9 protein-coding genes are annotated in these 13,269 nt (G+C 74.8%); 8 read left to right on the forward strand and 1 reads right to left on the reverse strand.

The annotated features are described in order from the left end of the window. Positions 1-43: 43 nt before the first annotated feature. The 7 genes from V6V16_RS06980 (at position 44) to V6V16_RS07010 (ending at position 8,455) form a co-directional block, all read left to right on the forward strand. Positions 44-1,075, forward strand: coding sequence for an iron-siderophore ABC transporter substrate-binding protein (locus tag V6V16_RS06980; RefSeq protein ID WP_334560625.1), 1,032 nt, complete (start codon positions 44-46; stop codon positions 1,073-1,075). After that, positions 1,072-2,115, forward strand: coding sequence for a FecCD family ABC transporter permease (locus V6V16_RS06985; protein WP_334560627.1), 1,044 nt, complete (start codon positions 1,072-1,074; stop codon positions 2,113-2,115). Before V6V16_RS06980 ends, V6V16_RS06985 begins: the two co-directional genes overlap by 4 nt. Continuing rightward, positions 2,112-3,146, forward strand: coding sequence for a FecCD family ABC transporter permease (locus V6V16_RS06990; protein ID WP_334560629.1), 1,035 nt, complete (start codon positions 2,112-2,114; stop codon positions 3,144-3,146). Before V6V16_RS06985 ends, V6V16_RS06990 begins: the two co-directional genes overlap by 4 nt. After that, positions 3,143-3,970, forward strand: coding sequence for an ABC transporter ATP-binding protein (locus V6V16_RS06995; RefSeq protein WP_334560631.1), 828 nt, complete (start codon positions 3,143-3,145; stop codon positions 3,968-3,970). The genes V6V16_RS06990 and V6V16_RS06995 overlap by 4 nt, the downstream gene beginning before the upstream one ends. Positions 3,971-4,173: 203 nt before the next feature. Further along, on the forward strand, positions 4,174-5,880 hold the full coding sequence (locus V6V16_RS07000; protein WP_334560633.1) for an ABC transporter ATP-binding protein: 1,707 nt from the start codon (positions 4,174-4,176) through the stop codon (positions 5,878-5,880). Next, complete coding sequence (locus V6V16_RS07005; protein WP_334560635.1) at positions 5,877-7,778, forward strand: ABC transporter ATP-binding protein; 1,902 nt, start codon at positions 5,877-5,879, stop codon at positions 7,776-7,778. Before V6V16_RS07000 ends, V6V16_RS07005 begins: the two co-directional genes overlap by 4 nt. Positions 7,779-7,843: 65 nt before the next feature. Further along, positions 7,844-8,455 (forward strand): dihydrofolate reductase family protein, encoded by a 612-nt coding sequence (locus V6V16_RS07010; RefSeq protein ID WP_334560636.1) that lies wholly within the window; start codon positions 7,844-7,846, stop codon positions 8,453-8,455. 359 nt (positions 8,456-8,814) lie between these two features. On the opposite strand, the gene V6V16_RS07015 is transcribed toward V6V16_RS07010, so the two are convergent. Further along, positions 8,815-9,348, reverse strand: coding sequence for a hypothetical protein (locus V6V16_RS07015; RefSeq protein ID WP_334560638.1), 534 nt, complete (start codon positions 9,346-9,348; stop codon positions 8,815-8,817). 11 nt (positions 9,349-9,359) lie between these two features. Here V6V16_RS07015 and V6V16_RS07020 point away from each other — a divergent pair, with 11 nt between their 5' ends. After that, positions 9,360-13,184, forward strand: a complete 3,825-nt coding sequence (locus V6V16_RS07020) for a carbohydrate binding domain-containing protein (RefSeq protein ID WP_334560640.1) — start codon at positions 9,360-9,362, stop codon at positions 13,182-13,184. Positions 13,185-13,269 lie beyond the last annotated feature (85 nt).

The following is a 13,269-nucleotide window of genomic DNA, read 5'->3' on the forward strand; positions in this document are numbered from 1 at the left end:
TGTTAGCTTAGCCTCCCCTTACTAGGCAACGGAGTTCAGTTCCATGCGCTCAAACCGCTTTCTGACCGGTGTCGTCGCCGTGGCCGCGACGTTGGCGCTCGCCGCCTGCGGTGGCTCGACCGAGGCCGAGACCGAGGACGCCGCCGGCGGCGGCTCGGCGGCGTTCCCGGTCACGATCACGCACGCGCTCGGTACGACGACGATCAAGGAGAAGCCGAAGCGGGTCGCGACCGTGGCCTGGGCGAACCACGAGGTTCCGCTGGCCCTCGGGGTCGTGCCCGTGGGTATGGCGAAGGCCAACTTCGGCGACGACGACAACGACGGCGTCCTGCCGTGGGTCGCCGAGAAGCTCAGGTCGCTCGGCGGGACGACACCCGTGCTGTTCGACGAGAACGACGGCATCAACTTCGAGGCGGTCGCGGACACCAAGCCCGACGTCATCCTCGCCGCGTACTCGGGCCTGACCCAGCAGGACTACGACACCCTCAGCAAGATCGCCCCGGTCGTCGCCTATCCGAAGGCGCCCTGGGCGACGGCGTGGCGCGAGACCATCAAGCTGGAGAGCCAGGCCCTCGGCCTGGCCAAGGAGGGCGACGCGCTGGTCGCCGACATCGAGAAGCGGATGACCGCCGCCGCCGCCAAGCACCCGCAGCTGGCGGGCAAGTCGGCGATGTTCATGACGCACGTCGACCCGACCGACCTCAGCAAGATCGGCTTCTACACCACGCACGACACCCGGGCCCAGTTCTTCGAGGACCTCGGGATGAAGGCGCCGGGCAGCATCGCCAAGCTCTCCGCCGGCACGGACAAGTTCACGCTGAACCAGAGCGCCGAGCAGATCCAGGTCTTCGACGACGTCGACGTCATCGTCGCGTACGGCGACGAGAAGCTGCTCGCCGCCGCGCAGGCCGACCCGCTGCTGTCCAAGATCCCTGCGATCAAGCGCGGGTCGGTGGTCATGCTCTCCGGCGCCACGCCGCTGGGCACCGCGGCCAACCCGACGCCGCTGGCCATCTCGTTCGTGCTGGACGACTACGCCGCGATGCTCGCCAAGGCCGCCGACAAGGCGTCATGACCCAGCTCGCCCCGCGTACCGTGCCGGACGTCGCCGTGGTGCGGCGTCCGGCACGCGTACGCCTGCTGTGGTTCCTCGTCGCGGCCGTGGTGCTGCTGGCGCTGACGGTGGCGTCGGTCGCGCTGGGCTCCCGCGACGTCGGCTGGTCGGACGTCGTCGCCGCGTTCCGGGGCGCGGACGCGACCATGGAACAGGCCGCCGTCACCAAGCGGATCCCGCGCACCCTGCTCGCCGTGATCGTCGGCGCGGCGCTCGCCCTGGCCGGGGCGGTCATGCAGGGCGTGACCCGCAACCCGCTCGGCGACCCCGGCATCCTCGGCGTGAACATGGGCGCGTCGCTCGCCGTGGTCGTCGGAATGGTCGCCTTCGGCCTCTCCTCGCCGACCAGCTACCTCTCATCGGCGATCCTCGGCGCCGCCCTCGCGGCCGTCTTCGTGTACGCCGTCGGCTCCCTCGGCCGCGGCGGCCCGACGCCCCTGAAGCTCGCGCTGGCCGGCGCCGCCACGTCCGCCGCGCTCGCGTCGCTGGTCCGGGCCTTCGTGCTGCCGCGCAACGACGTGGCCAGCGGCTTCCAGTCGTGGCAGATCGGCGGGGTCGGCGGCGCGACCTACGACAGCACGCGCCAGGCGCTGCCCTTCCTCGTCGTGGGCTTCCTGATCTGCCTCCTGTCGGCGCGGGCCCTGAACTCGCTGGCGCTCGGCGACGAACTCGCGGCGGGGCTCGGCGAGCGGGTCGCGCTGGTGCGCGGCGTCGCGGCGTTCGGCGCGGTGCTGCTCTGCGGCGCCTCGACGGCGGTCGCCGGGCCGATCATGTTCGTGGGCCTGGTCGTCCCGCACGCGTGCCGCCTGCTGGTCGGGCCCGACCACCGGTGGCTGCTGCCGTTCTCCGCGCTCCTCGGCGCGTCGTTGCTGACCGCCGCGGACATCGTCGGCCGGGTGGTGGCCCGCCCGACGGAGATCGACGTGGGCATCGTGACGGCGCTGATCGGCGCCCCGTTCTTCATCTACATCGTCCGCCGGCAGAAGGTACGCGAGCTGTGAGCACCACGACTCTCGAGGCCGTCACCCGCGGCCGGGTCCGTCGCGCGCTCCGGCGCCGCGCCGTGTTGACCCTGCTCGGCGTGCTCGTCGTCGCCGGGTTCGCCGTCTCGTTGATGGTGGGGCGCACCTTCCACCCGCCGGCGGACGTCCTGGCGGTGATCGCCGGCGAGGACGTCCCCGGGGCGTCCTTCACGGTGGGCACGCTCCGCCTGCCCCGGGCGGTGCTCGCGGTCCTGGCCGGGGCCTGCTTCGGGCTCGGCGGCGTCACCTTCCAGACGATGCTGCGCAACCCGCTCGCCAGCCCCGATATCATCGGCATCAGCTCCGGCGCGGGCGCCGCGGCCGCCTTCGCGATCGTGGCGCTGCACCTCGGCGAGGCGGGGGTGTCGGCCTTCGCGATCGTCGTCGGGCTCGCCGTGGCCATGATCGTGTACACGCTGTCGTTCAAGGACGGTGTCGTCGGAACCCGGCTCGTCCTGATCGGCATCGGCACCGCCGCGATGCTCGACAGCATCACCGCGTACGTCCTCACCCAGGCCGCCGAGTGGGACCTCCAGCTGGCGTTGCGCTGGCTGACCGGCAGCCTCAACGGCGCCACCTGGGCCGAGACCGTCCCGGTGGCCCTCGCCGTGGCCGTCCTGGCCCCGGCGCTGCTGAGCCAGTCCCGCAACCTCGCCATGATGCAGCTCGGCGACGACACGGCGGCGGCACTCGGGGTCCGCATCGAGCGCACCCGGATCCTGGTGATCATCGCGGCCGTCGGCCTCATCGCCTTCGCCACCGCGGCGACCGGGCCGATCGCCTTCGTCGCGTTCCTCTCCGGGCCGATCGCCGCCCGGCTCATCGGCCCGGCCGGCTCGCTGCTGCTGCCCTCCGCCCTGGTCGGCGCCCTCCTGGTGCTCGTCGCGGACTTCGTCGGCCAGTTCGCCTTCGACACGCGCTACCCCGTGGGCGTGGTCACCGGCGTGCTCGGCGCCCCGTACCTCATCTACCTGCTCATCCGTACGAACCGCGCGGGAGGCTCGTTGTGACCACCACCCACTCGCTCGCGGTCGAGAGCCTCAGGCTCGGCTACCGCGACCGCGTCGTCATCGAGTCGCTCGACCTCGTCGTGCCGCCCGGGAGGATCACGGCGATCGTCGGCGCCAACGCCTGCGGCAAGTCGACCCTGCTGCGTTCGATGTCGCGCCTGCTCCCGCCCCGCGCCGGCCACGTCCTGCTCGACGGCAAGCAGGTGCACCGGCTGCCGGCCAAGCAGCTGGCCCGCACCCTCGGCCTGCTGCCGCAGTCGCCCACGGCGCCGGAGGGGATCACCGTGGCCGACCTCGTCGGCCGGGGCCGCAACCCGCACCAGCGGATGCTCTCCCGGTGGAGCCGGGAGGACGACGCCGCCGTGGCGGCGGCCCTGGACGCCACGCAGACGGCGGACCTCGCCGACCGCGCGGTCGACGAGCTCTCCGGCGGCCAGCGGCAACGGGTCTGGATCGCGATGGCCCTGGCCCAGCAGACGGACCTGCTGCTGCTCGACGAACCGACGACGTTCCTCGACGTCAGCCACCAGGTCGAGGTCCTGGACCTGCTCACCGACCTCAACCTGCGACGCGGCACGACGATCGTCATGGTGCTGCACGACCTCAACCTCGCCGCCCGGTACGCGGACCATCTCATCGCGCTGGCGGCCGGGCGGCTGCACGCCGCGGGCGAGCCGGCGCGGGTCCTGACGCGGGAGTGCGTACGCGCTGTGTTCGGCCTCGACAGCCAGGTCATCGTGGACCCGACCTCGGGAAAGCCGCTGATGCTGCCGATCGGCCGCCACCACGTCACGGCCCAGCGGACCCCCGGTCCCGGCGACTGACTCGTCGCCGGGCCGGTCGGGGCGGCGGTCCCCGGCCCAGGTAGAGCCCCCGACGCCGCCGGTATTAGGTCGGGCTAACCTGGCCCCTTGATCGCTGGGAGGACGCATCTCATGCACACGTCTTCGTTCGTACGGCTCGACGGTCCGCGACCCGCCGGCGTCGTGCCCGCCCGGTCCGGCGCCCCCGCGGGCTCCTGACGCTCATGGCAGGCGACGACATCGACGGTGGGGGAGTGCTGCGGCGCGCCCTGCGCCGGCAGCGCGCCCGCGTGGCGGCGGGCATCGTGCTGCTCTGCACCCACCAGGCCGCCGAGGCCCTCGTGCCGGTCGCGATCGGTCTGATCATCGATCGCGCCGTCGCCACCGGGGACGTGGGGGCGCTGCTGCTCTCCCTCGTCGGTCTCGCCGCCCTCTTCACGGTCCTCGCCTTCGCCTACCGCTCCGGTGCCCGGCTGACGTACGCCGCGGTGGAACAGGAGGCGCACGACCTGCGCGTCGAGATCGCCGGCAGCGCCCTCGACCCCCGCGGACGCCGCTCCGGCATGCGCGACGGCGAGCTGCTGGCCGTCACCGCCTCCGACGCCGAGCTGTCCGCGCTGGTCGTGCGGGTCGCCGGGCTCTCCGCCGCCGCGCTCACCGCCCTCGTGGTCGCGGCCGTCGCGCTGCTGGTCGTCGACGTTCCGCTCGGGGTCGGGGTGCTCGTCGGCGTGCCCCTGCTGGTCCTCGCCCTGCAACGGATGGCTCCACTGCTCACCCGGCGCAGCGCGTCCCAGCAGGAGGCGCTCGCCGCCACGACCGCGCTCGCCGTGGACCTCGTCACGGGCCTGCGCGTGCTGCGCGGCATCGGCGCGCAGGACCACGCCGCGCGCCGGTACGCCGACGCCAGCCGCCACGCCCTCGACGTCACCCTGCGCGCCGCGAACACCAAGGGCCTGCACCTCGGGCTCACCACCGCCGCGAACGGCCTCTTCCTCGCGGCGGTCGCCGGCGTCGCCGGCTGGCTCGCGCTGCGGGGCCGGCTCACGATCGGCGAACTCGTCGCCGTCGTGGGGCTGGCCCAGTTCATCGCCGAGCCGGTGCAGACGCTCGGGTACGCCGTGCAGCTCCTCGCCACGGCCCGCGCCTCGGCGGGGCGGGTGGCCCGGGTGCTCGGCGCCGCGCCGCTCGTCCGGCCGGGTGCCGCCGGGCCGCCCGCCCCGGCCCCGACCAGGCTCACCCTCGACGAGGTCGGGTACGCCGCACTCGACGCGGTGTGCCTGCGGGTCGACGCCGGCGAGGTCCTGGGCGTGCTCGCCTACGACCCGAGCGAGGCCGAGGCGCTGGTCGCGCTGCTCTCCGGCCGGGTCCCCCGAGAGGAGTACCGGGGCACGCTGTACGTCGACGGCGTGCCCGCCGAGGAACTGCACATCGACGCCGTGCGCGGCACCGTCCTGGTCGAGCAGCACGACGTGGCGCTGTTCGAGGGGACGCTGCGCGCCAACCTCGCCGCCGGCGCCGGTGCCGACGAGCCGGCCCTGCGCGCCGCGGTACGGGCCGCGGCGGCCGAGGACGTGCTCGCCGCGCACCCGGACGGGCTCGACCGCGTGCTCACCGAGCGGGGGGCGAACCTCTCCGGCGGGCAGCGCCAGCGCATCGGACTGGCCCGGGCGCTCGTCGCCGACCCGCCGGTGCTGGTGCTGCACAACCCGACCACGGCGGTCGACGCGGTGACCGAGGCGCAACTCGCCGAGGGGCTGGCCTCGGCCCGCGCGGCGGCGGCCCGCGGCACGGTGCTGATCACCAACAGCCCGGCCCTGCTGCGCGTCACGCACCGGGTGGCCGTGCTCGACCGGGGGCGGGTCGTCGCCGAGGGCCCCCACGAGCAGCTGCTCGCCAGCGACGCCCGCTACCGGGAGGAGGTCCTGCGATGACCGAGGAGTCGACCACGGCCGGCGCGGGGTCCAGGCGGTTGCTGCCCACGGCCACCGCCCGGCAGACCTGGGCCGCCCTCGGGGCCGAGTTCGCCCGGCTGCCCCGGCTCAGTGCGGCCGCCGGCACGCTGCTGGTCGCCGCCGCCGCGACCGGGCTCGTCGCCCCGTGGGTGCTGGGTCGCCTCGTCGACGACGTCATCGCCGGTGCCGACACCCCTCGGGTCGTGGCCTGGGCGGGCGCGATCGCGGGCGCCGCGGTGCTCGCCGGCCTCCTCACCGCGGTCGGTGCCGCCGTCGCCGCGCGACTCGGCGAGACCGTGCTGGCGCGGCTGCGCGAGCGGGTCCTCGACCGCGCCCTGCACCTCCCGTCGGCCACGCTGGAACGGGCCGGAACCGGGGACCTGGTGGCCCGCGCCGGCGACGACGTGGCCGTGGTGACGAACGTGATCACCAGCAGCGGTCCCGCGTTCCTCGGCGCGCTGCTCTCCATCGTGCTGACCGCCGCGGGGCTCTTCGCCCTGGACTGGCGGCTCGGCCTCGCCGGGCTCGCCGCGGCCCCCGCGTACGGGTGGGCGCTGTACTGGTACCTGAAGCGGTCGGTGCCGTACTACGCGCGCGAGCGGGTGGCGACCGGCGAGCGGGCGCAGGCCATGGCCGGGGCGCTCCGCGGCTCCGCGACCGTGCGCGCCTACCGGCTGGAGGACGCCCACGTCGCCCGGATCGCCGACCGCTCCGCCGCGGTCCGCGACCTGTCGTTGGAGATCTTCGCCCTGCACACGCGGTTCGGGCTGCGGATCAACCGCTCGGAGTTCGTGGGGCTGGCCGCCGTGCTGCTCGCCGGTTTCCTGCTGGTGCGCGACGGCCTGTCGACGGTGGGGGCGGCGACCACCGCCGCGCTCTACTTCCACCGGCTCTTCAACCCGATCGGCCTGCTGCTGCTCCAGTCGGACTCCGTGCTGCAGGCCGGGGCGAGCCTCGCCCGGCTCGTCGGCGTCGCCGCGCTGCCCGGCGCCGTCATGCCCGGCGGCTCCGCGACCGCTCCCGCGCCACGCTCCGGGCCGGGCGGGACCGGGCCGGGGCCCGCTCCCGCGGCAGGCTCCGAGGTGCCGGCGGAAGGTCGCGGGCCCGCGACGCTGGAGGTGGCGATCGACCGGCACCGCTACGACGACGGGCCCGTCGTGCTGCGGGACGTCGCCCTCCGGCTCGCGCCGGGGGAACGCGTCGCGCTCGTCGGCGCCAGCGGGGCGGGCAAGAGCACGCTCGCCGGCATCGCCGCCGGGATCATCGCGCCCACCAGCGGCTCCGTGCGCCTGCGCGGCGTGCCGCTGGCGCAACTCGGCGAGCACCGCCTGCGCCGCGAGATCGCCCTGATCAGCCAGGAGGTGCACGTCTTCGCCGGGACGCTCGGCGACGACCTGCGCCTCGCCGCCCCGGACGCCACCGACGCCCGGATCGCCGCCGCCCTCGACCTCGTCGGCGTCACCGACTGGCTGCGTACCCTGCCCGACGGCCTCGCCACCCGCGTCGGGGAGGGCGGGCGGCACCTCACCGCCGCCCAGGCCCAGCAGCTCGCCCTGGCCCGCCTCGTGCTCGCCGATCCCGCCGTCGCGGTCCTCGACGAGGCCACCGCGGAGGCCGGCAGCGCGGGCGCGCGCGACCTCGACCGCGCCGCCGTGGCGGCCACCGAGGGCCGTACCACGCTGATCGTCGCCCACCGCCTCAGCCAGGCGGCCACCGCGGACCGCGTCGTGCTGCTGGAGCACGGGCGCGTCGTCGAGCACGGCACGCACGAGCAGTTGCTGGCGGCCGGGGGCGGGTACAGCCGGCTCTGGCGCTCCTGGAGCACGCCCGACCCCGGGCTCCCGAGGCGACGCGGCAGCGAGGAGTTCGTCTCCTGAAGGCCGGACCCGGCACCCGCCGGGCGGGCCGTTCGACACCCGGTATCCCGAACGAGGAGTGGTTCGTGCGCAAGCTCGTGTACTACGTCGCCGTCACGCTGGACGGCTTCATAGCCGGTCCCGACGGCGCGGATCCCAGCGGCCCGAACGGGTTCTGGCCGATCCCGGACGACTACCTGCGCCACCTGGTCGCCGAGTATCCCGAGACGCTGCCCGGCCCGGCGCGGCAGGCGTTCGGCATCACCGGCGAGGGCAGCCGGTTCGACACCGTCCTGGAGGGGCGCCACTCCTACGAGATCGGCCTGGCGGCCGGCGTCACGGACGCCTATCCCCACCTGCGTCACCTGGTCTTCTCGCGCACGCTGGCCGAGAGCCCGGACCCGGCCGTCGAGGTCGTCTCCGACGACCCGGTCGCCACGGTGCGCGAGCTCAAGCGGCACGACGGCAGGGACATCTGGGTGGTCGGCGGCGGCGCCCTCGCCGGCGCCCTCTACCCGGAGATCGACCAGCTGATCGTCAAGCTCGCGCCGACGACCATCGGCGCCGGTATCCCGCTCTTCGGCCGGGGCGCCGCCTTCGAGCCGCGGGTCTGGCGCCTGACCGGGCACACCGTCCTGGGCAGCGGCGCGATCTTCCTCACCTACGACCGCGCGCCGGCGGAGGCGGGGCCGGCGTAACGCGCGCAGGAGCGGTCGCGGCGGGCGCGGAGCCGCCGGTCGGGCCGCGTGCTCCGCCGCCGGGACCGGCGGCGGGGCATCCGGTCGCCGCCCCCGTCAGGACCACGGCACCTGCGGGGACGGTGGAAGTCGACGCCCCGCGGGCGCCAGCGCGGGGCCTGCTTCCCCAGCCGGTTGCGGAACGACTCCCAGTCGTGGCTGGCCGCCGCCGACCAGCCGAGCTCGGCGATCGCGCAGGCGCGGGAAGGCAATCCAGCCGTACGCGTCGCTCACCTCGATGTGGCCGGCGCAGCTCAGGCCCAGCCGGGTGTTCACGTCGTACCTCATGTCCAGGCAGGACCTGTTGGCCGGTGACATGCTCACCTTGTTGCCGCGCGCGACGGCCTCGGCCAGGTCGGTGTCGGTCGTGCCCGTGCCCCAGAAAGGGCCACCACGTCGGCCGGCGGATCGACCTCGGTGATCTCGTTCCAGCCGGAGACGCGTTTTCCGTACCTGCCGACGAGCGTGAGCACCCGCCGCATGAAGGTCCGGTAGTCCTCGTCGGAGGTGGCGTGCGCCTCGTCGCCGCCGATGTGCAGGAACGGTCCGGGTGTGATCTCGGCGATCTCGCGGATGACGTCCTCGACGAAGCAATCCCTCCTTGTCGTTCCGCCTCGGGGCTCGCGCGCCAGGCCGGCGGCTGCGGTCCCGCGCCTTGCCGTTACGGAGTCGTTACCTTCAGCAGCGACCCGAGCGAATATGTTCTCTCCAACAACAATCGAAGGCGGGCGATGACCCGCGCCGCGTGTCGAGGCGCCGTCGCCGCCGCCGCGACGGCGGGCGACCGGACGTCCGCGCGGCACCGCGCGCCGCGGGCGGGTCGTACCCGCCCGTGGCCCCGTCACCCCCAGCACAGGAGGCACCCGTGCTCTTCCCATCCCACCGCCGCGGGCCGGCCGGCCCGCGGCGGGGCGGCGGCCGCACCCGCTGGGCCGCCCTCCTCGCGGTGGCCCTGCCCGCGTCGCTGCTCGTCACCGCCGGCGGCGCGCGGGCCGGGTCGGACGCCGCGGCGCCCGGCGCCGAACCGCCGCTCAGCGGCGCCCGCACGACCGTCGAGGACTACCAGGACGGGGTGCCGCCCGAGGTGGCGCTCTTCGCCTCCAGCGAGGAGGAGAAGCCCCGGGTGGCGACCGTGCCGGCCGGCGACCGGCCGGGCGCGGCCGCCGGCGAGCAGGCGTTCCAGGTCCGCTACGACTTCGACGGGTACGGCGGGTTCACGCACAACTTCGCCGCCCCGGACGGCCACCAGGACTGGCGCGGCCACGACGGCTTCTCCTTCTGGGTCAAGGGCAGCGGCAGCGGCGACCGGGTCCAGTTCGAGATCAAGGACGGCGGCGCGCACGGCGAGGCCTCCGAACTCTGGGAATCCTTCTTCGTGGACGACTCCGCGGGCTGGAAGCAGGTCCGTACGACGTTTCCCGAGTTCGTCTGGCGCACCGGCTGGCAGCCGGCCGACGGCCCGAAGGACAAGGTGCTCCAGCGCGAGCGGATGTGGGGCTTCGCGGTCAACCTGCCGCAGGGCACCGGCGAGTTCCGCTTCGATCAGGTGGAACTCTTCACCCAGGTGGCCACCGTCGCCGACTTCGAGGCGCCCCGCCCGCCGCTGAATCCGCCCGCCGGTCAGCCGGGCATCTCCACCTTCGCCGGTGACTCCTCCCGCACCCCGGAGCTGAGCTACGTCGCGGCGCCCCGGGAGGGGGCGCCCGAGGGAAACCAGGCGCTCGCCGCGCGGGTGGACACCACCACGAGCTGGGCCGGCTTCTCCCACCACCTCAGCCACGACAGCGAGCCGCAGGACTGGAGCTCCTTCGGCGGCTTCCGGTTCTGGTACTTCAGCCCGCTGACCGTCCCTCCGGCCGCGCCGGGGGCCGGCCGCCGGATCGACCTGGAGATCAAGGACGGCGGGGCCGACGCCGACCACAGCGAGCTCTGGACCACCAGCTTCACCGAGGACTGGGTCGGCTGGCGGCAGGTGGAGATCCCCTTCTCGCGGTTCGCCTACCGCACCGACCACCAGCCGGTCGGCGGCATCAACCGGGAGCTCGACCTGGACCGGATGTGGGGCTACGCCATGCAGCCCCGCTCCGGCTACGCCGACACCTTCCGCATCGACGACGTCCAGGTGTACGGGCTGCCCGAGGTCGAGCCCTCGGTGAAGGTGGACGCCACCCCGGCGGTCAGCCTGCTCGACGAGGGGGAGTCGGCCACGGTCACCGTCCGGCTCACCACCACCGACGGCGCCCCGCTCGACAGGGACGTCACCCTGCGGTACGCCGCCGGCGGCGGCTCGGCCACCGCCGGCGCCGACTTCCCACCCGTCGAGGGGGAGTGGAGCCTCCCCGCCGGCACCCCGTCCGGGACCACCCGGCAGGTCACCGTGCGCACGCTCGCCGACGACGCGGCGGAGACCGCGGAGAACATCCCGCTGAGCGTCTCGGGCGACGGGCTCGCGGTCACCGCCGACCTGCCGGAGATCGTGCTCAACGCGCACGGCCTGCCCTACCTCGACCCCGCCCGGCCGGTCCGTGAGCGCGTCGCCGACCTGCTCGGCCGGATGAGCGTCGAGGAGAAGGTCGGGCAGATGACCCAGGCCGAACGCAACGCCCTGGACGCCCCGGACGACCCGGCCACCTGGCGGCTCGGCTCGCTGCTCTCCGGCGGCGGTTCGGTGCCCGAGCCGAACACGCCGGCCGCCTGGGCGGACATGGTCGACGGCTACCAGACCCGCGCCCTGCAGACCCGGTTGCAGATCCCGCTGCTGTACGGCGTCGACTCCGTGCACGGCCACGGCAACCTCCGGGGCGCCACGATCTTCCCGCACAACATCGGCCTGGGCGCGGCGCGCGACCCGGTCCTGGTCGAGCGGGCCGGCCATCTCACCGCCAAGGAGACCCGGGCGACGGGCCCGCAGTGGGCCTTCGCGCCCTGCGTCTGCGTCGCCCGCGACGACCGCTGGGGCCGCACCTACGAGGCGTACGGTGAGGATCCCGCGCTGGTCGAGGCGAACGAGACCGTGATCGACGGCCTCCAGGGGCGCCGGCTCACGGACCGCGCCAGGGCCGACCGGGTGCTCGCCTCCACCAAGCACTTCGCCGGCGACGGGGGCACCAGCTACCAGCCGGGCACCGGCGGGTACCGGATCGACCAGGGCGTGACCCGGATGACCCGGGCCGAATTCGACCGGATCCACCTGGCCCCGTACGTCCCGGCGGTACGCCGGCACCACACCGGCACGATCATGCCGTCCTACTCCAGCGTCGACTTCACCGACGACGCGGTGACCGAGCCGGTGAAGATGCACGCCCACAAGGAGCTGCTCACCGACGTACTCAAGGGGGAACTGGGCTTCGACGGCTTCCTGATCAGTGACTACGCGGCGATCGACCAGATCCCCGGCGACTACGCCAGCGACGTGCGCACGTCGGTCAACGCCGGCCTGGACATGATCATGGTGCCGAACGAGTACCAGCTCTTCGTGCGCACCCTGCTCGCCGAGATCGAGGCCGGGCGGGTGCCGATGTCCCGGGTGGACGACGCCGTCGCCCGCATCCTCACCCAGAAGTTGCACGTCGGGGTCTTCGAGCGGCCGTTCACCGACCGCACCCACCTGGCCGAGGTCGGCTCGCCGGCGCACCGGGCGGTGGCCCGCGAGGCCGCGGCCAAGTCGCAGGTGCTGCTCCGCAACACCGGCAGGGTGCTCCCGCTGCCCCGCACGGGCCGGGTGTACGTGGCCGGCGGCAACGCCGACGACGTCGGCGCGCAGGCCGGCGGCTGGACCATCACCTGGCAGGGCGGCACCGGGGACACCACCCCGGGGACCAGCATCCTCGACGGCATCCGGCAGGTCGCCCCGGACGTCGACGTGACGTACAGCGCCGACGCGTCCGCGCCGCTGACCGGTTACGACCGGGCGGTCGTGGTGGTCGGCGAGCGGCCGTACGCCGAGGGCCAGGGCGACGTCGGCAACAACGGCTTCACCATGACCCTCGACGCGGCCGACCGCGACGCCGTGCGGCGGGTCTGCGCGGCCGTGGCCGACTGCGTGATGTTGGTCGTCTCCGGGCGCCCGCTGATCCTCGACGACGCGGTCGCCGGTGCGGACGCGGTGGTCGCGTCCTGGCTGCCCGGCACCGAGGGCGCCGGCGTGGCGGACGTGCTCTTCGGGGCGCGCCCGTTCACCGGTCGGCTGCCGGTCTCCTGGCCGCGCACCCTGGCCCAGGAGCCGATCAACGTCGGCGACGCCGGCTACGACCCCCTGTACGCGTACGGCTGGGGGTTGCGTACCGACTCCAGCCGCGAGCGGCTGCGGACCCTGCGCGACGGGCTGGCCCAGATCCGGGGCGACGTCGCGGCCCGGGTCGCGGTGGCCCACCTGGACCGTTCGCTGCGGCACGACCCGTGGTGGCGGGCCGACGGGTCCGTCGCCGACGAGCGGCAGGTGGTGACGGACCTGGCGGCGGTCGCCGCGGCGCTGGCCCTCACCGGCCGGGACACCGCCGCGCAGGGCGACCTGCTGGCGTCGGTGACCCGGGACGTCGCGCAGGCGGCGGTCGTCCGGGCGGGCCCGGCGGCGGCCTCGGCCGGGCGCACCTCCACGCTCACCGCCGACGCCGAGCACGCGCTGCTCACCGGGCGACCGACCACGGCGGTGCTGAAGCTCGCGGCTGCCTGGCGGATCGCGGCGGGCTGACCCCCGACGGCGGCGCCCCGCTCCGTGTGAGCGGGACGCCGCCGCCGGGCCGTCGGAGCGCGACCGGCCCGTCGGACGGCGCGGA

This window comes from Micromonospora sp. CPCC 205561 (assembly GCF_036906775.1).
Taxonomy (GTDB): Bacteria; Actinomycetota; Actinomycetes; order Mycobacteriales; family Micromonosporaceae; genus Micromonospora.

What these genes read in the sequence shown, in the direction of transcription:
- V6V16_RS06980 (WP_334560625.1), top strand. Translation starts at nt 44, where the DNA reads ATGCGCTCAAACCGCTTTCTGACCGGTGTCGTCGCCGTGGCCGCGACG.
- V6V16_RS06985 (WP_334560627.1), top strand. Translation starts at nt 1,072, where the DNA reads ATGACCCAGCTCGCCCCGCGTACCGTGCCGGACGTCGCCGTGGTGCGG.
- V6V16_RS07000 (WP_334560633.1), top strand. Translation starts at nt 4,174, where the DNA reads ATGGCAGGCGACGACATCGACGGTGGGGGAGTGCTGCGGCGCGCCCTG.
- V6V16_RS07005 (WP_334560635.1), top strand. Translation starts at nt 5,877, where the DNA reads ATGACCGAGGAGTCGACCACGGCCGGCGCGGGGTCCAGGCGGTTGCTG.